Origin of the sequence: Neisseria sp. CP9 (assembly GCF_047758525.1) — a bacterium.
Lineage (GTDB): Bacteria > Pseudomonadota > Gammaproteobacteria > Burkholderiales > Neisseriaceae > Neisseria.
Window position 1 is genome coordinate 2908210 of the sequence record NZ_CP180502.1, and the last position, 26485, is coordinate 2934694.

Below are 26485 nucleotides of genomic sequence, written 5' to 3' on the forward strand. Positions count from 1 at the left end.
ATGCTGTTTGACGAAAAGGTCGTCTGAAAGATTCAGACGACCTTTGACTGATAAATGCAGCGTCAGCAGTTTAATTCAACTGACTGAATACACTTATTTTTTCTTTTGAGCCGGCAGGTCGGTACAAGTACCCAGCGCCACTTCGGCAGCCATACCGATGGATTCGCCCAAGGTCGGGTGCGGATGGATGGTTTTGCCGATGTCTGCCGCGTCGCAACCCATTTCGATTGCCAGACAGATTTCGCCAATCATATCACCACCGTTCGGACCAACGATACCGCCGCCGATGATACGGCCGGTTTCGGCATCAAAAATCAGCTTGGTGAAGCCGGTATCGCAACCGTTGGCAATTGCACGGCCGGAAGCGGCCCACGGGAAGTTGGCTTTGGTGATTTTGCGGCCGGATGCTTTGGCAGACAATTCGGTTTCGCCAACCCATGCCACTTCAGGAGCGGTGTAAGCCACGCCCGGAATCACGCGGGCATCGAAGTAGGCTTTGTGTCCGGCGCAGTTTTCAGCGGCAACGTGGCCTTCATGAACGGCTTTGTGCGCCAGCATAGGCTGACCGACGATGTCGCCGATGGCGTAGATGTGCGGCACATTGGTACGCATTTGTTTATCGACTTCGATGAAGCCGCGGTCGGTTACGGCAACGCCTGCTTTTTCGGCGCTGATGAGTTTGCCGTTAGGCGCACGACCGGCAGCAACCAATACGGCATCGTAGCGTTGCGGCTCTTTCGGCGCGTTCGCACCTTCGAAGGTAACGTAGACGCCGTCTTCTTTCGGCTCGACTGCAACGGTTTTGGTGTTAATCATGATGTTGTCAAAACGGTATTCGTTTTGTTTTTGCCATACTTTCACCAAATCGCGGTCTGCACCTTGCATCAGACCGTCCATCATCTCAACGACGTCGAGGCGCGAACCCAGCGTGCTGTAAACCGTACCCATCTCGAGGCCGATAATACCGCCACCGATAATCAGCAGTTTGCCCGGTACTTCTTTCAGAGCCAAAGCGCCGCTGGAATCGATGATGCGCGGATCTTCAGGGATAAACGGCAGCTTGGTTACGCGGCTGCCCGCAGCAATGATACAGTTTTTGAACGCAACGATTTTTTTCTCGCCAGTAGGCGTAGCTTGCTCGTACACGTCGCCGGTAGTCAGTGATACTTCCAAGTGGTGCGGATCCAAGAATTGACCGTCGCCTTGGATAACGTCTACTTTGCGGCCTTTAGCCATACCTGCCAAACCGGTAGTCAGGCGGGAAACCACGCCGTCTTTATAGCCGCGCAGCATGTCGATGTCGAGTTCAGGCTCGGGGTATTTGATGCCGTTGGCAGCCAAATGGCGTACTTCGTCGATAACGGCAGCGTTGTGCAACAAGGCTTTGGAAGGGATACAGCCGACGTTCAAGCAAACGCCGCCCAAGGTTTTGTAACGCTCGACGATGGCAACTTTCAGGCCTTCGTCAGCAGCGGCGAATGCAGCGGAGTAACCACCGGGACCGCCACCCAATACGACCACGTCGTACTCAGCATCGGCAGAACCGCCGAATTGCGCCGCTTGCGGTGCAGGAGCGGCAGCTTTGGGGGCTTCTTGCGCAGGAGCGGCAGCAGGTGCTTCGGCTTTAGGAGCGGCAGCCGCGCCTTCGGCTTCAACGACTACAATCAAGCCGCCTTCGGAGATTTTGTCGCCGACTTTGACTTTGACTTCTTTGACGACGCCAGCAACTTCGGCAGGCACGTCCATCGTCGCTTTGTCGGTTTCCAAGGTAATCAGGGTATCGTCAACGGCGATGGTGTCGCCTACGTTCACTTCAACCGCAATAATATCTACATTTTCGTGTCCGCCAATGTCGGGCACTTTCAATTCAACTAAGCTCATGTCTAATCTTTCTGAATGATATTCGGACTTCTGTTTTCAGACGACCTGTCGGGTTGTGTGCCGAAGGCCGTCTGAAATACGCTCGGATTACAGGGTAATGCGGCGGAAGTCTTTCAACAGGTTCGCCAGGAATACGGTGAAGCGCATACCGGCGGCACCGTCGATAACGCGGTGGTCGAAGGACAGGCTCAACGGACACATCAGGCGCGGAGCGAACTCTTTGCCGTTCCAAACCGGTTTGATTTGGGATTTGCACACGCCCAAAATAGCGACTTCAGGTGCGTTCACAATCGGAGTGAAGCCTGTACCGCCGATGCCGCCCAAGCTGGAAATGGTAAAGCAGGCGCCTTGCATTTCTTGCGGTTTGAGCTTGCCTTCGCGGGCTTTTTTAGACAATTCGGTCAGCTCTTGACTGATTTCTTTCAGACCTTTTTGATCCACGTCTTTGATGACGGGAACAACCAAGCCGTTCGGCGTATCGGCTGCGAAACCGATATTGAAGTAGTTTTTCAGCACCAGATTGTCGCCGTCCAAAGAAGCGTTAAATTCAGGGAAGGCTTTCAGTGCGGAAACGGAGGCTTTGATGATGAACGCCAACGGAGACAGTTTCACGCCTTCGCGTTCCCATTCTTTGTTCAGCTGTTTGCGGAATTCTTCCAGTTCGGTCATGTCCGCTTCTTCGTGAACGGTAACGTGCGGGATGACTACCCAGTTGCGGGACAGGTTTTGACCGGAAATTTTCTTAATGCGGGACAACTCTTTAACTTCGACATTACCGAATTTGGAGAAGTCCACTTTAGGCCACGGCAGCAAATCCAGACCGCCGCCCAAAGATGCACCGGCAGCAGCAGGTTTCGCCGCACCGCCTTGCATTACAGATTTCACAAAGGCTTTAATGTCGTCGCCCATGATACGGCCTTTCAAGCCGGTACCTTTGACTTGACCCAAATCTACGCCCAATTCACGTGCCAGTTTGCGTGCGGAAGGACCGGCGTGTGCTTTGGCGAAAGCGGCTTCGTCGATTTCGGCAGCGGCAGGTGCAGGAGCGGCAACAGGAGCCGGAGCTGCGGCAGGCGCGGCAGCTGGAGCAGGTGCTGCTGCCGGTGCGGCGGCTTGAGCAGGAGCGGGAGCGGCGACAGAACCGGCGGTTTCCACTTCGATAATGGCAGTACCTTCAGATACTTTGTCACCAACTTTCAGGAATACGGCTTTAACGACACCGGCAGCCGTACAAGGTACGTCCATGGTCGCTTTGTCGGTTTCCAAAGTAATCAGCGTGTCGTCTTCGGCAACGGTGTCGCCCACTTTGATTTCAACGGCGATTACATCTACATCAGTATGACCGCCAATGTCAGGAACGGCTACTTGAACGGTTGCACCGCCTGCAGGAGCGGCAGCGGGTGCAGCGGCAGGTGCAGGTTGTGCTTCAGCCGCAGGAGCCGGAGCGGCTTCAGCTGCGGCAGCACCGGTTTCAACGGTCAGAATCACGCCGCCTTCGGAGATTTTGTCGCCGACTTTGACTTTCACTTCTTTCACAACCCCTGCTGCATCGGCAGGTACGTCCATAGTGGCTTTGTCGGTTTCCAGTGTAATCAGGGTGTCGTCAACGGCGATGGTGTCGCCCGCTTTGACTTCTACTGCGATGATATCGACGTTTTCATGACCGCCAATATCGGGTACTTTGATTTCTACGATACTCATTTGAGTTCCTTTGATGATTTCGGTTTGAGGTCGTCTGAAAAACAGTTTCAGACGACATCACTTATGTTTTCCGGCACGGATAACCATTTCCAAGACAACTTTTCTGCGCTTCGAACCTTTTGCACGACTTGCGCCCGCTGCCCGGTAATTCAAGGTTTGTCCGTTATACAAACCGTCAACGTATTCTTGATTCAGACGACCCCGCAAGCAAATTGACTTTGAGGTCGTCTGAAAACAGGATTAGCGTTTCCAGCTTGGCGCCACGTCGGCATTGATGCCGTATTTTTCGATGGCTTGTTGAACGGTTTCTTTGCTGACGTTGCCTTGTTCTGCCAATGCGCTCAATGCTGCCACGGCAACGTTGTAGCGGTCCACTTCGAAGAAGCGGCGCAGGTTGGCACGGCTGTCGGAACGGCCGAAACCATCGGTACCCAAGACATGGTAGTCGTTCGGGATGTACGCGCGGATACGGTCGGCATAGCTGCGGATATAGTCGGTAGCGGCGATAACCGGACCGTCATGACCTTGCAGTTGTGAGGTAACGAAAGGCACTTTTTCAGCTTCCAGCGGATGCAGGCGGTTGAAACGTTCTACTTCGATGGCATCACGGTGCAGCAAGTTGAAGGACGGGCAAGACCAAATGTCTGCTTCTATGCCGAAGTCGGCTTTCAGCAACTCGGCACCGGCAATCACTTCTTGCAGGATGGTACCGGAACCCATCAATTGAACTTTCTTGTCGCCTTTACCGCCGGCTTTCAGCAAGTACATACCTTTCAGGATGTCTTGTTCCACGCCTTCGGGCATATCCGGATGAGTGTAGTTCTCGTTCATCAGGGTGATGTAGTAGAACACGTCTTCGTTATTGGCATACATGCGGCGCAGACCGTCTTGTACGATAACGGCTACTTCGTATTGGAAGGTCGGATCGTAAGAAACGCAGTTCGGGATCAAATCGGCTTGAATGTGGCTGTGGCCGTCTTCGTGTTGCAGACCTTCACCGTTCAAGGTTGTACGACCGGCAGTACCACCCAACAGGAAGCCGCGTGCGTGCATATCGCCGGCAGCCCATGCCAAGTCGCCAACACGTTGGAAACCGAACATAGAGTAGTAAATGTAGAACGGAATCATCGCGAAGTCGCTGTTGGCATAGCTGGTCGCTGCAGCAATCCAGTCAGCCATCGCGCCTGGCTCGTTAATACCTTCTTGCAGGATTTGACCGTCAACAGACTCTTTATAGAACATCAGTTGGTCTTTGTCTTGCGGGGTGTATTGTTGGCCTTTCGGATTCCAAATACCGTATTGGCGGAACATGCCTTCCATACCGAAGGTACGGCTTTCGTCAGGAACGATAGGTACGACGCGTTTGCCGATTTTTTTGTCTTTCAGCAAAGTAGACAGAATGCGGACGAAAGCCATAGTGGTTGAGAATTCACGGTCGCCGCTGGATTTCAGTTGAGTCTCAAATGCTGACAACTCAGGCACTTCCAGAACTTCTTGGGTAGGCTTGCGTTGAGGCAGGTAGCCGCCCAGAGCTTCACGGCGTGCGTGCAAGTATTTGTACTCTTCGCTGTCGGGAGCGAAAGTCAGGTAAGGCAGATCGCCGCTGTCGATTTGCTCGTCGGTAACAGGAATGTCAAAGCGGTCTCGGAATTGTTTCAGAGATGCTTTGTCCATTTTTTTGGCTTGGTGGGCAACGTTTTGACCTTCGCCGGATGCACCCATACCATAACCTTTAATGGTTTTCGCCAAAATTACGGTAGGTTTGCCATCTGCATGGTTAGCTGCGAGATCATAAGCATTGTACACTTTTTGAGGGTCGTGACCGCCGCGGTTCAATGCCCAGATTTGCTCATCGGTCATATCGGCAACCAATGCTTTCAATTCAGGGGTATTGAAGAAGTGTTCGCGAACGTACGCGCCGTCTTTTGATTTGTAAGTTTGGTAGTCGCCGTCCAAACATTCTTCCATACGTTTGCGCAGGATACCGTCTTTGTCTTTTGCCAAGAGGCGGTCCCAACGGCGACCCCAGATGACTTTAACAACATTCCAGCCTGCGCCGGCAAAGTTGCCTTCCAATTCTTGGATGATTTTGCCGTTACCGCGGACAGGACCGTCCAAACGTTGCAGGTTACAGTTGATGACGAAAATCAGGTTATCCAAACCTTCGCGTGCTGCCAATGCAATGGCGCCTTGTGATTCGGGTTCGTCCATTTCGCCGTCACCGCAGAAACACCATACTTTACGGCCTTTGGTTTTTGCCAGACCGCGTGATTCCAAGTATTTCAGGAAACGGGCTTGGTAAATCGCCATGATCGGACCCAAGCCCATAGATACGGTCGGGAATTGCCAGAAATCAGGCAGCAAGTGCGGGTGCGGGTAAGAAGGCAGACCATGTCCGCCCACTTCCTGACGGAAATTGTTCAGTTGGTCTTCAGTCAGACGGCCTTCAACGAAAGCGCGGGCATAGATACCTGGAGAAACGTGGCCTTGGAAGAATACCAAATCACCTTCTTCGCCTTCGCCTTTAGCTTTCCAGAAGTGGTTGAAACCCACTTCGTACATGGTTGCGGCAGATTGGAAAGATGCGATATGACCACCCAGCTCCAAATCTTTTTTACCGGCGCGCAATACGATGGCGGCGGCGTTCCAGCGCACGAATGCACGGATGCGGTGTTCGATGTTTTGATCGCCCGGAATGCCTTTTTCGTCTTCAACCGAAACGGTATTCAAATACGGTGTGGTTGTGCCGTGAGGCATACGGACGCCTTTGTCGCGGCTGTATTTAACCAGATGTTCCAACAGGTATTGTGCGCGTTCGCTGCCTTCGTATTCGAGAACTGAGCTTAACGCATCCAACCACTCTTGGGTTTCAATCGGGTCAACATCGTGTAATTGGGTGGACATAGTATCTATCCTTATGTTGAGTGTTATTCAATGACGGAGGGTTATACCCCTAATGTTTTCGTTTGCGAAAATTGATGTACAAAAACGAAAATTCCTAAAATCAAATCAAACGTAAAACCACAATTACCCTAATATTATCAATCAATTAAAAACATAATTGAAAACAATGGGCGCAATGAGTCATTTATTTGAATTTATTCCGCTGCAAATCGTATCAGTAATTGGAATAACTGGCAAATTGCAATTTATAACATCGGTTTTATTCTGAACAATTGATATATGGATTTGATTGATTTTTGCTTGAATTTAAACAAAACCGAAAATTTATCATTAAATTATTTTCCAAAAACAACAAATAAGCACATTATCCATTACCAACTAAATAGAAATACCTCATCAAATTTGTTAACAGTTAAATAAAATCAATCAAATTCAGACGAGCCATTCCGTTAATGCAGCCTCCAAGCGTTTTAGTCCTTCCGCCATATCTTCATCGTTTAGCAGAAGGCTAGGAGCAAAGCGCACGACATCGGCTCCGGCGACCAATACCATCAAGCCGTGTTTCAATGCCGCAGCGGTAATTTCTGAAGCGCGGCCTTTGTATTTGTCCGCCAGCACACAGCCGATGAGCAGCCCCATACCACGGACTTCTTTAAATACACCGGTTTTTTCGCCCAATTCCCGTAAGGTCGTCTGAAATTTTTGTCCTTGTTTTTCGACATGTGCCAAGGTTTCGGGCGCGTTGATGATGTCGAACGCGCGGCTGCCGACGGCGCACGCCATCGGATTGCCGCCGAAAGTCGAACCGTGTGTTCCCGGCCCGAAGGTCGGGGCGATTTTATCGGTGGTCAGAATCGCGCCGATGGGAAAGCCTCCGCTTAAGGCTTTGGCGGAACTGAGAATATCGGGCGTAATGCCGTAATGCTCGTAGGCGAACAGCTTGCCCGTGTGTCCCATACCGGTTTGCACTTCGTCCAAAATCAGCAATGCGCCGTGTTCGTCGCACAAACGGCGCGCGGTTTGCAGATATTCCTGCGTGGCGGGCAGGATGCCGCTTTCGCCTTGAATCGGCTCGATAATCACCGCGCAGGTGTTTTCGCCGATGGCGGCTTCCAATGCGGCAACATCGTTGAACGGAACGTGGGTAATGCCTTGCGGCAGCGGCGCGTAGTCTTTGCTGTATTTGGGTTGGCCGCCGACTGAGACGGTAAACAGCGTGCGACCGTGGAAGCTGTTCAGGCAGGAGATGATTTCGGTTTTGTGTCCACCAAAATGATCGCGCCCGTATTTGCGCGCCAGTTTCAGTGCGGCTTCGTTGGCTTCCGCACCGGAATTGCAGAAAAACACTTTGTCGGCGAAGGTATGCTCTACCAGCTTTTGCGCCAATTCCTGCGCGGGTTTGGTGGTGTAGATATTGGAAATATGCCACAATTTTTGCGACTGCTCCGCCAGCGCGGCAATCAAATCGGGATGGCAGTGTCCCAACGCGTTGACCGCGATACCGCCCGACAAGTCGATGTATTCACGGCCTTCGGTATCCCAGACGCGGCTGCCAAGGGCGCGTTCGGGAATCATGGGGGCAAATGAAAAATTAGGGGTCAGGTAGTTTTGCATCCGATTTCCTTTGCAGTTTAAGTCTGATGTATAGTGAATGAATGGCGTTGCTTCGTATGGTTTCGCCTGACATGGCATGAGACATTTCCTATCCAGATTGTCTTCGAAGCAAATACAACGCCGTTGTAGATATTGAATCAATTCGTCGATTATGCGCCGATTAAGACATTGTGTCATCCGCAGCCGGATTCAAATATTTAGACAATGCAGCCACTATCAACAAAGGTCGTCTGAAAACGCAGATCTAACCCGTCAAACGTTTTCAGACGACCTTTTGGCATAATATTCACACTAAGGCTTACTTGAACAATCAAGGTACAAACTTAGCAGCTCTATCTTTTTATAGTGGATTAACTTTAAACCAGTACGGCGTTGCCTCGCCTTGCCGTACTATCTGTACTGTCTGCGGCTTCGTCGCCTTGTCCTGATTTAAATTTAAGCCACTATACTTTCAAATTTCTTTTTTCCAAACATCTTTCCGCCGCCGTCAAACCCGACTGCACCGCAGCTTCCAACGTAGCCGGATAGCGCGGATGCAGGTAGTCGCCTGCGGGATAGATATTCCGCTGGTGCAGCCAAGCAAAATCGGGAGATGCGGTATCTGGCGTACAGGCTGTGATCGCGCGTTTTTCGGTAATAACGCGGACGGCTTCGGGTTCGTCCAAATAAGGGCAGATCCGTTTTACGTCGGCATGGACTTTCTCCGCCCATTCTTGGCTTTTGAACGCGCCAACATGATCGGAAACGCTGATGACGGCAGCGACTTCGTTTGTCGGCAAACCGAGTGCGCCGCGATACACCAGCCATTGAGCCGTACCATCGGCAAATCCGGTCAGCGGCGCGGGCAGATGGACGGGAACGGCATAGCGAAGATAGACGGTGGTGATTGAGTGGTATTGGAGATTTTGATAGGTCGTCTGAATATAGTCCGGAGTATCTTCAGGAAAAAGATGGACGGCATGATATGGCGCAGTCGCAACAATAACGGCATCAAAAGCCTCATCATTCACAACAACGCGTCCGTCAGGAAGGTTTTTCAGACGACCTACTCGGGTTTCAAGACGGATATCCGCGCCAAGTTGCTTGAGTTTTGCCAACGCAGGCTCGGCGATGATTGCGCCTAAATCGCGCTTGGGTAAAAGATAGTCACTGCCGGATTTATCCGCCCATACGCCGTCGGACAAAACATTGCACAATACCCGTAAACTTGCGTGTTCCAAGGGCGTATTGAGCGCGCCCCACACCAACGGCTGCCAAAACTCTGCAACCAGCCTGCGCGGGACATTGCGCTGCCGCAGCCATTGAGCAACAGCCAAATCAGTGCGCTTGCCTCGTGCGTAACGCTGCAACGCGGACATATCGGATAACAACCTGATTTTCAGCGATAACGAAATGTTTTTAGCACGCAAGATGCCGGTCAAAATATGCAGCGGCGAAGGAAGGTTCGCACTTTGAAACTGCAAACCTTCATACATATGCCATTGAAGGGGCAAACGGCAGAACGCGGCTTCAGGGTCGACGCCGATATGTTCCATTAGCGCCAATACGCCGTGATAAGCGCCGAGCAAAATATGCTGTCCATTATCCAGAAAGCTGAATCCGTCAGCGTTTCCAGCTAAAGTACGCGCCCTACCCCCAGCCTGCCGACTGGCTTCAAACACGGTAACATCGGCACGGCGCGCCAGTGACACTGCGGCAGACAAACCTGCCCAACCTGCACCGACAACGGCAATTTTCGGGCGAAGATGCGAAGTATTCATGGCTTAAATCCGAATAACCAGGTTTTCAGGGCAATACGCTTTTTGCGCGGCGAAGGAATGGCAATTTTATAAGTCAGGACGTTTTGCGCGCCGTCGCGGTCGATTTCGTTCAGCAGCGCATAATAAATCGCCGCCATCACCAATCCGACTTTTTGGGATTTTTTATCGGCGGCGGGCAACAGCGACATCGCCTTGCGATAAGTTTCGCGGGCGCGTGAAACTTGAAAGCGCATCAGTTCAGCAAAATTATCCGTCGGCTTACACTGCATAATCACGCTTGCAGGCACGTCAAACCGCTGCATTTCCTCCATCGGCAGGTAAATACGACCGTTTCTCGCATCCTCGCCGACATCACGGATAATGTTCGTCAGCTGCAACGCCAGTCCCATCTTATCGGCGTATTTCAGCGTTCGGTCGTCTGAAAAACCCAAAATCCGCGCAATCAGGCAGCCGACTACGCCTGCGACGCGGTGGCAATACAGTTTCAACTCTTCAAAACTGCCGTAACGCGCCTGAACCAAATCCATCTGCATCCCGTCGATTAAGGCTTCCAGTTCATATTTCGGCAGCTTGAATGTTTCCTTGACCTGCTGCAAAGCCTGATTGACCGGATGCTCCGGCATCACGCCGCCGAATACCTTGTCCAAATCGCCACGCCACCAGTTCAGCGTCGCCTGCGCCACATTCGGATCGGAACAGTCATCGACTACATCGTCCAATTCGCGGCAAAAAGCATACAAAACCGTTATCGCATCCCGCTTTTCCTGCGGCAGGAAACGGAAGCCCGATAAAAAACTGGAGCGGCTTTCTTCTGCCTTCTGACGGCAATAATCAAGTCCTTGCACGGCGTGTCCTAAAAATCTAAAAATATGGTTATGAAGGACGATTTTATCGGGATTTGGGGAATTGTGGCAATTTCAGACGACCTTTCATCCCTATATTGTTCAAATCGTCCATATTTGATTTACTTCATTTTTAAGACAAGTTAATATAGACAATCGACTCTCCTAATACCAATTATATTTTATAGTCATGAACATTACGTCTAAAACACTTATCCTAACCATCCTGCTTTCCATTTCAGGAATGCAGGCTTATGCAGCAAAACCACATTACACCCCGCGCCACAATGTCTCTCAAAATAATGAAAACCAAGCCTTCCGATTGATGCAAGAAATGGCGAAACGGGGAGATACCCGTTCTCAACTTGACTTAGGCACTATGTACGCCAAAGGCATCGGTACGACACAGGATTACGAGCAGGCAAAATACTGGTTTGAAAAAGCAGCACACAGCGACAACTCCGAAGCGCAATTCAATCTTGGAATCGTTTATTACGAAGGTGAAGGAACGGCACAAGACTATCGTCAAGCCAAATTTTGGTGGGAAAAAGCAGCCGAACAGGGCAATGCAGAAGCAGCGTTTAATTTAGGTATTCTGCACTATGCCGGTATAGGCGTCCCACAAGATTATATACAGGCAAAAACTTGGTTTCACAAAGCTGCAGACCAGGGAGAAGACAGCGCACAATTTTACTTGGGTTTGATGTATTACTCAGGTGAAGGTGTAGCTCAAGACTATAAGCTTGCCAAGTCATGGTTTGAAAAAGCTGCCAAGAAAGGCAATGCCAAAGCACAATATAATTTAGGCATCATGTTTGCCGAGGGACAAGGCGTTACCCAAAATTATCCCAAAGCAAAATATTGGTATAACAAAGCAGCAGAACAAGGTAACGCGAATGCTCAAAACAACTTAGGCGTTTTATACGAAAACGGACAAGGGGTAACCCAAAATGTTACCCAAGCAAAATCTTGGTTTGAAAAAGCCGCAGCCCAAGGCAATACGCTTGCACAACACGCCTTGGAATACATGACGCAGCAAAATCACAACTGAACCCCAAATTTTGCCAATACACCCTTATCGATGGATTAACCTTGTCCATTGAGCAGCCATACTAGAGAAAGCTAAAAAATAAGGCATATGGTTACAACCATATGCCTTATTTTTCTTTTGATACAATCAATTACAATATTTGTTAATATCACCCTGATATTGCTTAATCAAATCATCGCGATTGGCTGTACGCGCACTTTCCGCAAACTGACGATTTACGCGGGCAATCCGGCAATTGTCTTCTTTATTTTGGCGGTTTGCTTCTTCAACTTTCTTATTCTGCTCCTCAACCTGCTTATTCTGCGCCAAAATTTTCTCGTTCAGCTTGGCTTGCTGCTCTGACAGCGTCCCTTCTTGAGCATGTTCCGGCTTGGCAACCGCAGGGGTCACATTGCGAGTTCGAATATTCACAATATTCGAACGTTCCGGCTGCAAGCGGTTAGGGGTATCGGAGTAGCTGGTACTGCCACTGCCGCTTTTCCATGTATAAACGTTATTTCCGGCCACTGCTCCGGCAGCATACAAAACGCCCACCAAAAATAAGGATAAAGATGATTTTTTCATATTGTTTTCATCGTAAACGTGTTTTCAGACGACCCTATTCTACTTGATTTTCAAAAATATGTCATATTAATTCAAAAATATGCGTCGTAATGGTGTCGTAAAAAAATAATCTCAAATTGCAAACAATCCGCTGTCAACAAATCTTAGCGGGTGTTATAATGCCGTGCATCTTGCACAAACTGAAAGACTGAGCATCATGCGTATCGTAGAAAAAGCCTATACTTTCGACGATGTTTTGTTGGTTCCTGCACATTCAACCGTGCTGCCACGAGACGTTAAACTTCAAACCAAGCTCACCCGCGAAATCACGCTCAACCTCCCCTTACTTTCCGCAGCAATGGACACCGTTACCGAAGCACGCCTCGCCATTTCTATGGCGCAAGAAGGCGGTATCGGCATTATCCATAAAAACATGACGCCCGAAATGCAGGCGCGTGCCGTTTCCAAAGTGAAACGCCATGAGAGCGGCGTAGTGAAAGACCCTATTACGGTTGCGCCGACGACGCTTATCCGCGAAGTATTGGAAATGCGCGCGCAACGCAAACGCAAAATGTCCGGTCTGCCAGTCGTAGAAAACGGCAAAGTAGTCGGTATCGTTACCAACCGCGACCTGCGTTTTGAAAACCGCCTCGACCTGCCCGTTTCCGCCATCATGACCCCGCGCGAACGCTTGGTTACCGTCCCCGAAGGCACAAGTATCGACGAAGCGCGCGAACTGATGCACGAACACAAAGTCGAGCGCGTTTTGGTCTTGAATGAAAAAGACGAGCTGAAAGGCTTGATTACCGTAAAAGATATTTTGAAAACCACCGAGTTTCCAAATGCCAACAAAGACTCCGAAGGCCGTTTGCGCGTAGGCGCGGCTGTAGGCACTGGCGGCGACACCGAAGAGCGCGTAAAAGCATTGGTCGGTGCTGGTGTCGACGTCATCGTCGTCGATACTGCACACGGCCATAGTCAAGGCGTTATCGAACGCGTCAAATGGGTGAAAGAAACCTATCCGCACATCCAAGTCATCGGCGGCAATATCGCAACCGCCAAAGCTGCTTTGGATTTGGTTGCAGCAGGCGCAGATGCCGTCAAAGTCGGTATCGGTCCGGGTTCGATTTGTACCACCCGTATCGTTGCAGGCGTAGGCGTGCCGCAACTGACCGCCATCCACAACGTTGCCGAAGCCCTCAAAGGTACAGGCGTTCCGCTGATTGCCGACGGCGGCATCCGCTTCTCCGGCGACATCGCCAAAGCTCTGGCAGCGGGTGCATACAGCGTAATGCTGGGCGGTATGTTTGCCGGTACGGAAGAAGCACCGGGCGAAATCGAACTCTACCAAGGCCGCTCGTACAAATCCTACCGCGGCATGGGTTCTTTGGGTGCAATGAGCCAAGGCTCCGCCGACCGTTACTTCCAAGATAAAACCGACAGCACCGATAAATACGTCCCCGAAGGCATTGAAGGCCGCGTTCCCTACAAAGGCCCGATTGTGAACATTATTCACCAACTGACCGGCGGCCTGCGTTCCAGCATGGGCTATTTGGGCTGCGCCAATATCGCAGAAATGCACGAAAAAGCGGAATTTGTCGAAATCACTTCCGCAGGCATGAACGAATCGCACGTTCACGACGTACAGATTACGAAAGAAGCACCGAACTATCACCGCTAAGGTAAAGTGAAAAAAGGTCGTCTGAAAGTTTCAGACGACCTTAATTGCATCACATTCAAAAATTGTTATTCCACTTCAACCGGTTTGCCTTGCTTATCAATATAAAAGAATTCATCCTCACTATAATCTTCGTCTTTAAATATATTTTTCATATTAACAAGAGCCACACCATTTTGGAAATTATTGAAAGTACCAAATTTGAACGGTATGATTACTTTGCCGGTTCTATCTAAATAGCCGAATTTGCCGTTTAATTCTGCACCAATCAAACCTTCACTCAATGAACCTAGATACGTATATTTAAAAGGGATAACTACCTTTCCCTTTTTATCGATATAACCGTATTTATCATTTTGTGAAACCCTTGCCATACCATCCTCAAAATTATAAGCACTTTTATATCGCGCAGGAATTACCCACTGATTTCTTTTATCGATATAACCCCATTTATCAAGAATCTGAACAGCAGCTACACCCTCATTAAAATAAAAAGCCTTTTCATATTTTGGTGGAATAACCATCTCACCTTTTGTATTGATATAGCCATATTTATCTGTATCAGCAGTGACAACCGCAGCCAATCCTTCGCTAAATGAATCAGCTTTATCATATTGAAATGGGATGACAACTTTGCCCTTTGTATCAATAAAACCCCATTTGCCTTTTTGTTTGGCAGGAGCAATACCTTGTACAAAATCATCAGGCAAATCCTCAAATTTCAAAGGAATCACTTCTTTACCACTAGCGTTGATGTAGCCGCATAAAAGCTGATCTGATTTTCCTACTATTTTACATACTGCTGCCAATCCTTCAGAAAAATCACGGGCAACAGCATATTTGAAAGGAACAACAACTTTCCCTTGTCGATTGACAAAACCATATAAATCAGAAGTATTCTTGTTACTCGGCTTAGTAACCATAGACAAGCCTTCTTCATTAAGGCAAGAAACCGTGCTGTAACCTTCTCTACCGGTCAATTTTGGTGCTTCGCAGGTATCAGCCAGTGCAATAGGTATATACACTGATGCAATGAAAGCGCCTAATAATATTTTCTTCATACATTAACCTTGTTGAAAATGATGTCTGAATTTTATAAAAAACCATATGACCTGTCCATATTCAAAAACAGTTAGCTTACTTAAGATATTTTCAGACGACCTTTCCAACTAAAACAAAGCATTTGCAGCAAGCCTCCCTGCCCTAAAATCTCAAAAACTGTTAAAATGCGGGGCTGTTTAGGCGTATCTGGCTTTTTGTGCAAACTGATGTTGACGTGAAACAAACTTACAGTCGGTTTCATAGCAGTTTTGGCGCCACCATCGGTATAATCGCCGTTGATGTGCTTTCAGCGATACTCACAGGTCGTCTGAAATGTAACAAAGCTACTTTTCTTTTTTCATCCTCATTTGGAGAATATTCATGAGCGCAATCGTTGATATTTTTGCCCGCGAGATTTTGGATTCACGCGGCAACCCCACCGTAGAATGCGATGTATTGCTGGAGTCCGGCGTAATGGGCCGTGCCGCTGTACCGAGCGGTGCGTCTACCGGTCAAAAAGAGGCTTTGGAACTTCGCGACGGCGACAAATCCCGCTACTCGGGCAAAGGCGTATTGAAAGCAGTTGAACACGTCAACAACCAAATTGCCCAAGCCCTGATCGGTATCGATGCCAACGAACAGTCCTACATCGACAAAATCATGATCGAGCTGGACGGCACTGAAAACAAAGGCAATTTGGGTGCGAATGCTACTTTGGCAGTTTCTATGGCTGTTGCCCGCGCGGCTGCCGAAGATTCAGGCCTGCCGCTTTACCGTTATTTGGGCGGTGCCGGTCCTATGGCTCTGCCGGTGCCGATGATGAACGTTATCAACGGCGGCGAGCACGCCAATAACAGCTTGAACATTCAAGAATTTATGATTATGCCTGTCGGCGCAAAATCCTTCCGCGAAGCCCTGCGCTGCGGTGCCGAAATTTTCCACGCGCTGAAAAAACTGTGCGACGGTAAAGGCTTCCCGACTACTGTCGGCGATGAAGGTGGTTTCGCACCTAACCTGAACAGCCACAAAGAAGCCCTGCAACTGATGATAGAAGCAACCGAAGCCGCTGGTTACAAAGCAGGTGATGATGTCTTGTTTGCTTTGGACTGCGCATCCAGCGAATTCTACAAAGACGGCAAATACCACTTGGAAGCCGAAGGCCGTTCTTACACCAGCACTGAATTTGCCGAATACCTTGAAGGCTTGGTTAACGAATTCCCGATTATCTCCATCGAAGACGGTATGGATGAAAACGACTGGGACGGCTGGAAACTTCTCACCGAAAAACTCGGCAGCAAAGTACAACTGGTCGGCGACGACTTGTTCGTAACCAATCCGAAAATCCTTGCCGAAGGCATCGAAAAAGGCGTGGCAAACGCATTGCTGGTCAAAGTCAACCAAATCGGTACTTTAAGCGAAACCTTGCAAGCGGTTGACTTGGCAAAACGCAGTCGTTATGCCAGCGTAATGAGCCACCGTTCGGGCGAAACTGAAGACAGCACCATTGCCGACTTGGCAGTCGCTACCAACTGTATGCAGATCAAAACCGGTTCATTGAGCCGCTCCGACCGCATGGCGAAATACAACCAACTGCTGCGCATCGAGGAAGAATTGGCAGAAGCTGCCTACTACCCCGGCAAAGCCGCATTCTATCAACTGGGCAAATAAGAAAAGGTATTGACGTATGAAGTGGGTAACTGTTGTTTTATCCATCGCGCTTGCTTACTGCCAATACAGCCTTTGGTTTGGAAAAGGCAGTATCGGGCACACGGAAGAATTGCAGGAACAACTTTCCGTGCAAGAGGAGAAAAACCAGACGCTCACTTTGCGCAACCAGTTCCTTGCTGCGGAAGTCGATGATTTGGCGAACGGTCAAGAAGCAATTTCTGAAATTGCCCGTGTGGAATTGGGTTACGTCCAAGACGGCGAAACCTATTACCGTTTTATCGAACGCAGCCGTTAATTGCCCTGATGGGAATAAAAGGTCGTCTGAAAAGAAGTTATTTCTAAGTTTTAGGTATCTATGAACAACTGTTCAGACGTTTCGTACAAGCCGATTTCTGTATATTACAGAAACCGGCTTCTCTAATTTCAAAACAATATCGCTCCCATCATTTCCAAAACATATGCAATCATCTATCTGTTATCAATTCATACCCGATTCTGATACAGATATCCCATTCTCAACACAATAGAGAAATCCCTCCTAGACACACATCCTTCTATTGAGAAAATATTGTGTTTAAAATCCAAATACGAAACCCATTCTTTTTCTAATATGCGGTTTCCAAACGCTTTTTGCGGTACAATACCGCCCTTAAATTTCTCCTTATTTCAAAGCACAAACCGCCATGTCCAAAAAAACCAAACAAGAATTAGAGAACAACAAACTCAACAAACGCCTGCGCCATGCCGTCGGCGATGCGATTAACGATTTCAACATGATAGAGCCGGGCGACAAAATCATGGTCTGTCTCTCCGGCGGCAAAGACAGCTACGCCCTCTTAGACATCCTGCGCCAACTCCAAGCCAGTGCGCCGATTGATTTTGAGCTGGTTGCCGTCAATCTCGACCAAAAACAGCCGGGCTTCCCCGAAGAAGTATTACCGACCTATCTTGAAAGCATAGGTGTACCGTATAAAATCGTCGAAGAAGATACCTACTCGACCGTCAAACGCGTATTGGACGAAGGCAAAACGACTTGTTCGCTGTGCAGCCGCCTGCGCCGAGGCATCCTCTACCGCACCGCCAAAGAATTGGGCTGTACCAAAATCGCCTTGGGACACCACCGCGACGACATCCTCGCCACTATGTTCCTGAATATGTTTTACGGCGGCAAACTCAAAGCCATGCCGCCCAAACTGGTAAGCGACAATGGCGAACACATCGTCATCCGCCCGCTGGCGTATGTGAAAGAAAAAGATTTGATCAAATATGCCGAACTGAAACAATTCCCGATTATCCCTTGCAACCTCTGCGGCTCGCAGCCCAACCTGCAACGCCAAGTCATCGGCGATATGCTGCGCGATTGGGACAAACGCTTCCCCGGCCGCATTGAATCCATGTTCTCCGCCCTGCAAAACGTCGTTCCCTCACATCTTGTCGACCCCGAGCTTTTCGACTTCGTCGGTTTGGAACGCGGTCAAACCTTGAAACACGGTGGCGACTTGGCGTTTGACAGCGAAAAAATGCCTGAACGCTACTCCGACGGCAGCGAAGAAGACGAAAGCGAAATCAAAATTACCCCGTCCAAACCCGAACGCAAAGTCATAAATATTCTGGCGAACAAGCCGAAAACTTGCGGTTTATAACGGAATTCAGATTTTCAGACGACCTTTTGGTGCCACCTCCCAAGGTCGTCTGAATTTTTATATCTAAAATTCGACGTATTCGCTCGTTTGCATCAACCTAACCGTTTTCTAGAAATCTAGCATTATTCTTTCTTTTCCTGACAAGACATACAGAAACAATCCCAGTATATTTTTGCAATTGCTTTTGCTGTGAAACTACATAAAGCACAATTCGTTACAGATCACAACAAAAGGTCGTCTGAAAACCGATTTTCAGACGACCTTTTCGTTTTTCACTCATCAACATCAGAATACTATCAAATATCATTTTTTATTTTAAATTAGCAAACAAAACAATAATATCAATTATTATACCTTTCCCGTCATTTTATTCCCCGATACAATCAACATCATGACACACAAGAAAAAAATCTATTAATGTCAGATAGATAGGTATTATTTTTTCCCAGCAACTTGTTCTCAAGGAGAGCCATCATGGCCAATACATTGCACTCTTTACCCAGCAACGCAGCAAATAATAAACCCGTCGTCCTCAAAGGAACGCCCCGTAATGACGTTTTACATGGCAGTCTCGGACATACCACGTTCTATGGCGGCTTGGGCGACGATATTTATTACAGTAAGAACGCGGGCGACACTATCGTTGAATATGCACATGAAGGCAATGATACGGTTTACGCCGATACAACCTTTACCTTACCGACCCACGTCGAAAACCTGACACTGACAGGCAACGGCAACACCTTTGGATTTGGCAACAACTCCAACAATATTCTAATAGGCAACAGTGGCAACAACCGCTTGAGCGGCGGTCGCGGCAATGACAAGCTAGAAGGTATGGCTGGTAACGACCTGTTGCTAGGCGGTGACGGCGACGACTCGCTCTATGGTGGAGATGGCAAGGACTCACTCTATGCTGGAGATGGCGATGACCGGCTCTATGGTGGAGATGGCGATGACCGGCTCTATGGTGGAGATGGCGATGACCGGCTCTATGGTGGAGATGGCGACGACTGGCTCGAGGGCGGACATGGTCGCGACGGCCTTGTGGGTGGAGATGGCAACGACACTTTAAACGGTGGTAGTGGAGTAGACTTCATGCGTGGTGACCAGGGGGATGATATTTACTATGTTGATAATTGGCTCGATGAAGTTGACGAATATTTTGATGAAGGTACCGATACTGTTTACAGCAGCGTTTCCTACTTTATTAATAGCAACGTCGAAAACTTGACGCTGATAGGAAACGATAACATCAACGGTTATGGCAACGAAGAAAGCAACATCCTGACAGGCAACAGCGGCAACAACTACTTGCTCGATAATCTAGATGGATATGACACGCTCTACGGCATGGACGGTGACGACCTTCTGCAGAGTGGCGCAGGTGACGACCGTCTTTACGGGGGTAACGGAGATGACATCCTAGAAGGTGGTGAAAACAACGACGTACTTGATGGCGGACATGGAAATGATACTTTAGACGGTGGCTACGGCGTAGACAAGATGACCGGTGGGGATGGAAATGATATCTATTATGTGGACAATGTAAATGACACAGTTACCGAGCGATCGGGAGAAGGTAACGATACCATTTACAGTAGCGTTTCCTACACTGCCGCAGCAAATGTTGAAAACCTGACTTTAAGAGGCAGCAACAACATCTTCGGCATTGGCAACCATAATGACAACATCTTGACGGGCAACAACGGAAATAATCGCTTGAGCGGTGAAGACGGCAATGATACCCTGTACGGTATAGGCGGCAACGACACCCTGTTAGGCGGCAATGGAAATGACCATCTCAACGGTGGAGACGGTGATGACTATATCGCTGGCAGCTCGGGTAGCGACACCATCATCACAGGTGAAGGCAAAGACACCGTTGCCTTTACTGCATCAGATATTCGTGAAGGCAGTATAGACCGTTTGCTCGACTTTAACCCTACGACGGACAAACTCGACCTATCTGGTATGCGTTCACTGCTGACTGGCAGCAACGCCAATTTGAGCTGGTCAAAGATGTTCGTTGAAAAAGACCCTGAGGTCATCCTCCAAAAAGACCGTCCTTATCTCATCTTCGATACAGAGCAGCATACTCTTGCTTATCGTGAGGCAGGTTCAAGCAGCAGCACCATATTTGCCAAATTCGATTTTGTCTGGTTGGGCCCATCCAATATCATCGGCTAAAGATTTGCTAAAAAGAACAGACCATTTGGAACGAATCTGCTTTTGCTGAGAAACGACACCTAAAGCACGATTCGTTACAGATAGCAACAAAAGGTCGTCTGAAAATCAGTTTTCAGACGACCTTTTCGTTTTTTCACCCTCTCGACATTAAAATACTATTAAATATTATTTCATATTTTAAATTAATATAAAAAACAATAATATAAATTATTATATCTTTTGCATCATTTTATTTCTCGATACAATCAGCATCAAACATACAAGAAAAAACCTATAAATGTCAAATAGATATTTATATCTATTTTCCCCAGCAACTTGTTCACAAGGAGAGCCATTATGGCCAATACATTGCACCCTTTATACTATAACGTAGCAAACAATGAATCCGTCGTCATTAAAGGCAAGACCCGCGATGACGTTTTATATGGCAGTCTCGGACATACCGTATTCTACGGCGGCTTAGGCAACGATATTTATCACAGTAAAAACGCAGGTGACACTATCGTTGAATATGGATATGAAGGCAACGATACGGTTTATGCTGATACGGACTTTACCTTACCGACACACGTCGAAAACCTGACACTGACAGGCTACGGTAACCACTACGGTTTCGGTAACAACTCAAATAACACCCTGATAGGCAACAGTGGCAACAACCGCTTAAGCGGTGGTCGTGGTAATGACACGCTACACGGCATGGACGGTAACGATCTGCTGATGGGCGGCGATGATCGCGACTATCTTTACGGAGGTAGCGGAAATGACGTTCTACAAGGCGGCGAAGGAAACGACCTGCTCGATGGCGGATACGGCAACGACACTTTAGACGGTGGCAGCGGTGCAGACAGCATGAGCGGTGGATACGGTGATGACATTTACTATGTAGACAATGTGAACGATACCGTTACTGAAGGATGGTTTGAAGGGACCGATACCATTTACAGCAGCGTTTCCTACACTGCCCCAACCAACGTCGAAAACCTGACGCTGACAGGCTACGGTAACCACTACGGTTTCGGCAACAACTCAAATAACACCCTGACAGGCAACAGTGGTAACAACCGCTTAAGCGGTGGGCGCGGAAATGACACGCTCTACGGCATGGACGGTAACGATCTGCTGATGGGCGGCGATGATCGCGACTATCTTTACGGAGGTAGCGGAAATGACGTTCTACAAGGAGGCGAAGGAAACGACCTGCTCGATGGCGGATACGGCAACGACACTTTAGATGGTGGCAGCGGTGCAGACAGCATGAGCGGTGGATATGGGGATGACATTTACTATGTAGACAATGTGAACGACACCGTTACTGAAGGATGGTTTGAAGGAACCGATACCATTTACAGCAGCGTTTCCTACACCGCCCCAACCAACGTTGAAAACCTGACTTTGACAGGCAGCAACAACATCTTCGGTATTGGCAATTATGGCAACAATACCCTGACCGGCAACAGCGGACATAATCGCTTGAGCGGCGAAGACGGCAACGACACTCTATACGGCATGAGCGGCGATGACACACTGTCAGGCGGCAATGGATATGACTACCTCAATGGTGGAGACGGAGATGACTATCTCGCAGGTGGTTTGGGCAGCGACACTATTATTACGGGCACAGGCAGGGATACCATTGCCTTTACCGCATGGGACATCCGTGAAGGTAGTATAGACCGCATTACCGACTTTAACTCTAATATGGACAAACTCGACCTATCTGCTATGCGTTCGCTGCTGAGCGGCAGCAGTGCAAATTTGAGCTGGTCAGAGATGTTCGTCAGCAACCCTTCTTATTACGATGCCGATCGCTCTTATCTCGTTTTTGATTCAGCACAGCAAACTCTTGCTTATCGTGCGGCAGGTGCAAGCAGTAATACTGTATTTGCCAAATTCGATAGCGACCAAGCAGTATGGTTGAACGCATCCAATATCATCGGCTAAAGATTCGCTAAAAAGAACTGACAGTTTGAAACGAATCTGCTTTTTAAATTCCAAAGCAGAGATTTAAAACAAACGTAAAACAAATTGTCCGTTCTTTCTAAGCTGATTCAATATAAAACGTCGTCTGAAAACTCAATTACAGGTTTCAGACGACGTTTTGGTTTCTAAGATCCGTGTTGTTGACATCTACAAGATCTTTCGTCGAATCAGAAGCTCTCCCTTAAACTCAAGTTTCAAATCCTAAATTGACATAGAAGAAAATTGATTTAAGCAGTTGCTTGAAACTATATTTACCAATCAATTTAAAAGGTCGTCTGAAAACCTAAGTTTCAGAGTAAAGTACATTGCGCCTATAAAAACTGCACCTTAGCGAATCTACTAAGGTGCGGTTTAATCCATTCTAAAGCCTCAAACATCATTTCAGGCGACCTTCTGAGTAATGATTTCTTGAATAATCAAACAAAGTCTCAGGAAAGTATCAACTATTTTCTCTACTTTTTATTTGAAACAGGTTCGCAACCTGTATTACCGTTTTTAGTGGTTAACTTGGCTTTGGCTGATTCAGCATCGGTACATTTGTAGGCATTGCCCAAACTGTCCATCCAAACGGAAAGTTTGTAATTCGTCCCACTTTTCGGGGTAGCAAAAAGATAATAGGCTCTGCTGTGTTTAGAGTCCTTATCTTTCATTGCGCCACTGAAATCATACTTAGCAGCAACTTCTGATGTAGCCTGATAGGTCTTAAAAAAACCCGCATCTCCCTCAATTTCATCTTTCATTTTGAGGGCGGGATTTTTGACCAATTTGGTTTTCAAGGAATTATTGATGATAACCAATTCAGCATGCGCCTGAGATTGATAGCCGCGTTCAATGTAATGGATATAGGAAGGGTAAGCGATGGTGCTGAGGATGCCGATAATAGCAATAACAATCAGCATCTCGACCAGCGTAAACCCTTGAAATTTAGTGATAGACGTATTCATGATTTTATCTATTTATTCGTTGGCTACATAAGATTGCAGCATAACTACCGTATTTTCGTTTTTTCCCCATGCTTTAGCAGTGACACGATAAATGGTACGGTTGTCAGTAGAATTGGTGCTTAGGTATTCGATGATATAGCGGGGAGGCTTTTTGGCCCCACTATTTTTATCAATCGGGTATTCTCTACCATTAACATTGATACATTCTGTTTCTTTCTTAGAATGTGAATCAAGACATTCTGCATGCTTTCTTTTCCAAGCTTCTTCAACTTTGCTCAGATCTGCCTCGCCTTTAACATCAATAATACCAGTTGGGGTAGTGTATTCTTTAACACTAAGCTGTTTAGCTCTGCAAAGCCCCTTGGAACATTGATCATTAAAAATCTGCGTGCCTTCTTCAATAGAATAGATATAGTCCTCACCTTCGCGTAATGCCGCCTCAGCAAGTGTAGTAGCAAATTTATGGTCGGCATCATTGGTACTGATTCGCTGCTCAGTATTGTAGGACTGGGTTGCCGTAACGACGAGCAGGGCAATGACGATCATGATCATCAGGACGATGAATAATGCAAAGCCTTTTTGTGCAGAAGCTTTAGCGGGAAGATAGTTTAGAGTAATCGGTCTGCGCATTTGTTTCCTCCGCGTACAGTTGCATTGATTTGATAGAGTTGAACTTTGTTTTCATCATTGCTTCCGCCAGCATTAATACTGCCGCTGTTCAACAGGAGTTCGATAGAGGCTGGAGTTTCATCACCAGACAGTGTCGTAGTATATTTAAATGTTTCATCTTTTGTCTTATCCTCCTCCTGCTTCTGAGCATTTCCGGCAGGAGTTGGAGTAGGTGCAGACGCAGATGCCGCTTCACTTTCCTCAAATGTTTCAGGGCAATTTTGGGTATATAAGTAATGAATACTCATACTTTCTATTCCCTTAATCAGCAACTGCGGATTGCTCCACTCACCGTTTTCTGTCAATTGGAAACGATAAAGACCTTTTTGCCCTCCGGCAGTACCGACAGCATAGGCATTCACCTCATGTTTCATTATGGAAATATTGCCCGCTTGTGAACCATCTGTCTTCAAATCTGCTTTAATATCAGTAATTGGCTTTCCTGGTTTGGTAATGTTTGTGCAGCTGCTGGCCACTACTGTTGCCGCATTTGGTGATGCGGTATCTATGCCGTATTGGAAAATCAGCGCCTTGCCGATCTGCTTAAAATCAGCTGCCCCTAAGGAGTCTGTTTCTCTGACTTCTCTGACGGCAGGAAGCATTTTTCCACTACCTTTAAGCTTGAGGAAGTCTTTGGAGCCAGAATCAACGATCACGGCTTGGGCATCATATGCCGACATATTGAAACAACCGAAGTTTCCAGCCATACGGGCATCACGTACGATCTGGTTAGATGCGTTACGCAAATCCTGCTGAACATTTAAGCGCGCTGTGGCAACAGTATTCAAACTGCGTGCAGTGAAATAGCTGGAGCTGACTGCCAACAGGACTATCATGCTCAATGCGCTTGCCACAAGGAATTCAATCAGACTGAAGCCTTGCACACCTGTTTTAACCGGAATGTGTGAGCGGTTTTTATTATTCATTATTTTTCCCTTACGCGTACTTGATAAGTATAAATGAGCGAATCTCCATAAGTTTTGGCGTCACTTGCGGCTTTACCCTCCTCTATATCTCTAAGCCATAATACTTTGATAACGGTATCGGCACCTGCTTTGTTATCGCAATTTTCATGAAAAGCCCCGTCATAAGTGGACTCCTTATTCAAACTATCTTGGCATACTGAATAGTAGAACGCAGAGTCAGGAAGGGCTGCTTTCAGTTCGTCATGAAATTGGCCAAGCTGTGCTTTAGCCAACTCTTCTTTTTTCATACTCTCTTTCAGCGGTCCTTTTTTCAACGGCTCAGTAGAGGAATCACCGTATGTGGTGTAGTAATCCCTATAATTCTTACACCACCCTCTATCGCGCCCACTCTTGGTAGCTCCCGTTTGATGAGTATCGCATTTTTCAAGTCTAGGATTAATCAACATCCCTTCCACCAAATTTTGGGTAAGTTGCGATACGATAGTCTGTCCTTCCGCTTCGCGCACGCTGGAAACGGTACGCAGTTGGATGGCAAGCAAAGCGAGCACGCCGATTGCAAGGACAAACATGGCGACCAAGACTTCAATTAAAGTCATACCTGATTGATATGGTTTGGAGGAACTTACCGATCTCGTTTTGGCGAAACTCGACTCGCTCGTTTTCAGACGACCTTTTGTACGTAATGTCATGGGTTTCATAGAGCTATATTTTATTTTTGGGGTTGTTTATTGGATTTTGCTTTAGATTCTGCATATTTACAGAGATCGCGTGAATCTGACTTGGCGCAGATTTCTACTCGTCCGCTACTGTCGACCAACACAATGCTGGCACGAGACTTTTTGGTACTTTCTGTGGTTGCGGCGGAATCGGTCATGCTGATTTTGATATAGCCGTCTGAGTAGGTAAAATCAGATTTTTTACTGGGTTTATTGACGGAATAACCAAAAGTACCGTTCGGTTGAAATGCCCAAAAAACAGGCTGTGAATCAGAGTCTTTGCCACCGAATTTGACATGATCAAATTGGTAGGTCACTTTATTCGCATCCTTGGCGTTCAAGACAATAGTGCGCAGGAAAATATCCGCCCTATCATCATTGTAGTTAACATCACCACTCTTATCAGCGTAGGCCAAAATGCCACTTTGATTGTATTTGGTATCACATTTATTGTCTGGAATCCCGTTTTTTCTGATTTGTACGGGACAGACATAGACAGGGAGATTGAGGCGGACTGCTTCGGCTCGTGCGAAACGCAAGAGGTTCGCCACCTGCTCTGCCTGACTGGCAGCGCGGCGGGAGGCAATCCATTCGCTCATATTGGGAAGGGCGATAGTAGCCATGATGGCGGTAATAGCGATCACGACCAACAATTCGATTAAGGTAAAACCTTTTTGTTGTGCGTACATGAGTAGTAAAAACGTCTAGAGTTAAGTAATGTGTTTTATCAT

At 47.8% G+C, this 26485-nt stretch carries 20 protein-coding genes and 1 pseudogene; 7 read left to right on the forward strand and 14 right to left on the reverse strand.

Going from position 1 to position 26485, the window contains the following annotated elements; genetic code table 11:
• Window positions 1-93: 93 nt before the first annotated feature.
• The 7 genes and pseudogenes from lpdA to hpnD all read right to left on the reverse strand — a co-directional run bounded on the left by lpdA (window position 94) and on the right by hpnD (window position 10705).
• Window positions 94-1881, reverse strand: a complete 1788-nt coding sequence (lpdA, locus tag ACMYUL_RS14145; protein WP_415771277.1) for a dihydrolipoyl dehydrogenase — start codon at window positions 1879-1881, stop codon at window positions 94-96.
• Between the two features lie 87 nt (window positions 1882-1968).
• Complete coding sequence (aceF, locus tag ACMYUL_RS14150; protein ID WP_415771279.1) at window positions 1969-3582, reverse strand: dihydrolipoyllysine-residue acetyltransferase; 1614 nt, start codon at window positions 3580-3582, stop codon at window positions 1969-1971.
• 240 nt (window positions 3583-3822) lie between these two features.
• Complete coding sequence (gene aceE / locus ACMYUL_RS14155; RefSeq protein WP_415771281.1) at window positions 3823-6486, reverse strand: pyruvate dehydrogenase (acetyl-transferring), homodimeric type; 2664 nt, start codon at window positions 6484-6486, stop codon at window positions 3823-3825.
• Window positions 6487-6918: 432 nt separating this feature from the next.
• Complete coding sequence (locus tag ACMYUL_RS14160) at window positions 6919-8277, reverse strand: aspartate aminotransferase family protein (RefSeq protein ID WP_415771283.1); 1359 nt, start codon at window positions 8275-8277, stop codon at window positions 6919-6921.
• Window positions 8278-8443: 166 nt separating this feature from the next.
• Window positions 8444-8551: pseudogene (locus ACMYUL_RS14165) on the reverse strand (IS5/IS1182 family transposase); the annotation flags it as partial.
• Complete coding sequence (gene hpnE / locus ACMYUL_RS14170) at window positions 8544-9860, reverse strand: hydroxysqualene dehydroxylase HpnE (protein ID WP_415771285.1); 1317 nt, start codon at window positions 9858-9860, stop codon at window positions 8544-8546. The pseudogene ACMYUL_RS14165 and the gene hpnE, both read right to left, overlap by 8 nt.
• Window positions 9857-10705, reverse strand: a complete 849-nt coding sequence (hpnD, locus tag ACMYUL_RS14175; protein ID WP_415771287.1) for a presqualene diphosphate synthase HpnD — start codon at window positions 10703-10705, stop codon at window positions 9857-9859. Before hpnD ends, hpnE begins: the two co-directional genes overlap by 4 nt.
• Before the next feature lie 187 nt (window positions 10706-10892).
• Here hpnD and ACMYUL_RS14180 point away from each other — a divergent pair, with 187 nt between their 5' ends.
• On the forward strand, window positions 10893-11753 hold the full coding sequence (locus ACMYUL_RS14180; RefSeq protein WP_415771289.1) for a tetratricopeptide repeat protein: 861 nt from the start codon (window positions 10893-10895) through the stop codon (window positions 11751-11753).
• Between the two features lie 126 nt (window positions 11754-11879).
• Here ACMYUL_RS14180 and ACMYUL_RS14185 read toward each other — a convergent pair whose 3' ends face one another.
• On the reverse strand, window positions 11880-12317 hold the full coding sequence (locus ACMYUL_RS14185) for a DUF4124 domain-containing protein (protein WP_415771291.1): 438 nt from the start codon (window positions 12315-12317) through the stop codon (window positions 11880-11882).
• A gap of 196 nt (window positions 12318-12513) precedes the next feature.
• On the opposite strand from ACMYUL_RS14185, the gene guaB reads away from it, so the two are divergent.
• The gene (gene guaB / locus ACMYUL_RS14190) at window positions 12514-13977 is read left to right on the forward strand and encodes an IMP dehydrogenase (protein WP_415771293.1); all 1464 of its coding nucleotides are present in this window, start codon (window positions 12514-12516) and stop codon (window positions 13975-13977) included.
• Between the two features lie 65 nt (window positions 13978-14042).
• On the opposite strand, the gene ACMYUL_RS14195 is transcribed toward guaB, so the two are convergent.
• Window positions 14043-15035, reverse strand: coding sequence for a WG repeat-containing protein (locus ACMYUL_RS14195; RefSeq protein ID WP_415771295.1), 993 nt, complete (start codon window positions 15033-15035; stop codon window positions 14043-14045).
• A 361-nt stretch (window positions 15036-15396) separates the two neighbouring features.
• Here ACMYUL_RS14195 and eno point away from each other — a divergent pair, with 361 nt between their 5' ends.
• The 5 genes from eno (at window position 15397) to ACMYUL_RS14220 (ending at window position 22460) form a co-directional block, all read left to right on the forward strand.
• The gene (gene eno / locus ACMYUL_RS14200) at window positions 15397-16683 is read left to right on the forward strand and encodes a phosphopyruvate hydratase (RefSeq protein ID WP_415771297.1); all 1287 of its coding nucleotides are present in this window, start codon (window positions 15397-15399) and stop codon (window positions 16681-16683) included.
• Window positions 16684-16699: 16 nt separating this feature from the next.
• Entirely contained in the window at window positions 16700-16978 is a 279-nt protein-coding gene (gene ftsB, locus ACMYUL_RS14205; RefSeq protein ID WP_003743241.1) for a cell division protein FtsB, read from the forward strand.
• Window positions 16979-17366: 388 nt separating this feature from the next.
• Window positions 17367-18326, forward strand: coding sequence for a tRNA 2-thiocytidine(32) synthetase TtcA (gene ttcA, locus ACMYUL_RS14210; protein ID WP_070512213.1), 960 nt, complete (start codon window positions 17367-17369; stop codon window positions 18324-18326).
• 474 nt (window positions 18327-18800) lie between these two features.
• The gene (locus ACMYUL_RS14215) at window positions 18801-20516 is read left to right on the forward strand and encodes a calcium-binding protein (RefSeq protein WP_415771299.1); all 1716 of its coding nucleotides are present in this window, start codon (window positions 18801-18803) and stop codon (window positions 20514-20516) included.
• Window positions 20517-20852: 336 nt separating this feature from the next.
• Entirely contained in the window at window positions 20853-22460 is a 1608-nt protein-coding gene (locus tag ACMYUL_RS14220) for a calcium-binding protein (RefSeq protein ID WP_415771301.1), read from the forward strand.
• 491 nt (window positions 22461-22951) lie between these two features.
• Here the strand turns inward: ACMYUL_RS14220 and ACMYUL_RS14225 are convergent, their stop codons facing one another.
• From ACMYUL_RS14225 to ACMYUL_RS14245, 5 genes are read right to left on the reverse strand one after another with little or no spacing between them, the layout of a single operon-like run.
• The gene (locus ACMYUL_RS14225; RefSeq protein ID WP_415771303.1) at window positions 22952-23443 is read right to left on the reverse strand and encodes a PilX family type IV pilin; all 492 of its coding nucleotides are present in this window, start codon (window positions 23441-23443) and stop codon (window positions 22952-22954) included.
• A 12-nt stretch (window positions 23444-23455) separates the two neighbouring features.
• Entirely contained in the window at window positions 23456-24073 is a 618-nt protein-coding gene (locus ACMYUL_RS14230) for a PilX N-terminal domain-containing pilus assembly protein (protein ID WP_009311799.1), read from the reverse strand.
• Window positions 24052-25038 carry a PilW family protein gene (locus ACMYUL_RS14235; protein ID WP_415771305.1) on the reverse strand — a complete coding sequence of 329 codons (987 nt, stop codon included), beginning with the start codon at window positions 25036-25038 and terminating at the stop codon, window positions 24052-24054. The genes ACMYUL_RS14230 and ACMYUL_RS14235 overlap by 22 nt, the downstream gene beginning before the upstream one ends.
• On the reverse strand, window positions 25038-25736 hold the full coding sequence (gene pilV, locus ACMYUL_RS14240) for a type IV pilus modification protein PilV (protein WP_415771307.1): 699 nt from the start codon (window positions 25734-25736) through the stop codon (window positions 25038-25040). The genes ACMYUL_RS14235 and pilV overlap by 1 nt, the downstream gene beginning before the upstream one ends.
• Window positions 25737-25747: 11 nt before the next feature.
• On the reverse strand, window positions 25748-26443 hold the full coding sequence (locus tag ACMYUL_RS14245; protein WP_415771309.1) for a Tfp pilus assembly protein FimT/FimU: 696 nt from the start codon (window positions 26441-26443) through the stop codon (window positions 25748-25750).
• Between the last annotated feature and the right edge of the window lie 42 nt (window positions 26444-26485).

What these genes read in the sequence shown, in the direction of transcription:
- lpdA (WP_415771277.1), bottom strand. Translation starts at nt 1,881, where the DNA reads ATGAGCTTAGTTGAATTGAAAGTGCCCGACATTGGCGGACACGAAAAT.
- aceF (WP_415771279.1), bottom strand. Translation starts at nt 3,582, where the DNA reads ATGAGTATCGTAGAAATCAAAGTACCCGATATTGGCGGTCATGAAAAC.
- aceE (WP_415771281.1), bottom strand. Translation starts at nt 6,486, where the DNA reads ATGTCCACCCAATTACACGATGTTGACCCGATTGAAACCCAAGAGTGG.
- ACMYUL_RS14160 (WP_415771283.1), bottom strand. Translation starts at nt 8,277, where the DNA reads ATGACACAATGTCTTAATCGGCGCATAATCGACGAATTGATTCAATAT.
- hpnE (WP_415771285.1), bottom strand. Translation starts at nt 9,860, where the DNA reads ATGAATACTTCGCATCTTCGCCCGAAAATTGCCGTTGTCGGTGCAGGT.
- ACMYUL_RS14180 (WP_415771289.1), top strand. Translation starts at nt 10,893, where the DNA reads ATGAACATTACGTCTAAAACACTTATCCTAACCATCCTGCTTTCCATT.
- ACMYUL_RS14185 (WP_415771291.1), bottom strand. Translation starts at nt 12,317, where the DNA reads ATGAAAAAATCATCTTTATCCTTATTTTTGGTGGGCGTTTTGTATGCT.
- guaB (WP_415771293.1), top strand. Translation starts at nt 12,514, where the DNA reads ATGCGTATCGTAGAAAAAGCCTATACTTTCGACGATGTTTTGTTGGTT.
- ACMYUL_RS14195 (WP_415771295.1), bottom strand. Translation starts at nt 15,035, where the DNA reads ATGAAGAAAATATTATTAGGCGCTTTCATTGCATCAGTGTATATACCT.
- eno (WP_415771297.1), top strand. Translation starts at nt 15,397, where the DNA reads ATGAGCGCAATCGTTGATATTTTTGCCCGCGAGATTTTGGATTCACGC.
- ftsB (WP_003743241.1), top strand. Translation starts at nt 16,700, where the DNA reads ATGAAGTGGGTAACTGTTGTTTTATCCATCGCGCTTGCTTACTGCCAA.
- ttcA (WP_070512213.1), top strand. Translation starts at nt 17,367, where the DNA reads ATGTCCAAAAAAACCAAACAAGAATTAGAGAACAACAAACTCAACAAA.
- ACMYUL_RS14215 (WP_415771299.1), top strand. Translation starts at nt 18,801, where the DNA reads ATGGCCAATACATTGCACTCTTTACCCAGCAACGCAGCAAATAATAAA.
- ACMYUL_RS14220 (WP_415771301.1), top strand. Translation starts at nt 20,853, where the DNA reads ATGGCCAATACATTGCACCCTTTATACTATAACGTAGCAAACAATGAA.
- ACMYUL_RS14225 (WP_415771303.1), bottom strand. Translation starts at nt 23,443, where the DNA reads ATGAATACGTCTATCACTAAATTTCAAGGGTTTACGCTGGTCGAGATG.
- ACMYUL_RS14230 (WP_009311799.1), bottom strand. Translation starts at nt 24,073, where the DNA reads ATGCGCAGACCGATTACTCTAAACTATCTTCCCGCTAAAGCTTCTGCA.
- ACMYUL_RS14235 (WP_415771305.1), bottom strand. Translation starts at nt 25,038, where the DNA reads ATGAATAATAAAAACCGCTCACACATTCCGGTTAAAACAGGTGTGCAA.
- pilV (WP_415771307.1), bottom strand. Translation starts at nt 25,736, where the DNA reads ATGAAACCCATGACATTACGTACAAAAGGTCGTCTGAAAACGAGCGAG.
- ACMYUL_RS14245 (WP_415771309.1), bottom strand. Translation starts at nt 26,443, where the DNA reads ATGTACGCACAACAAAAAGGTTTTACCTTAATCGAATTGTTGGTCGTG.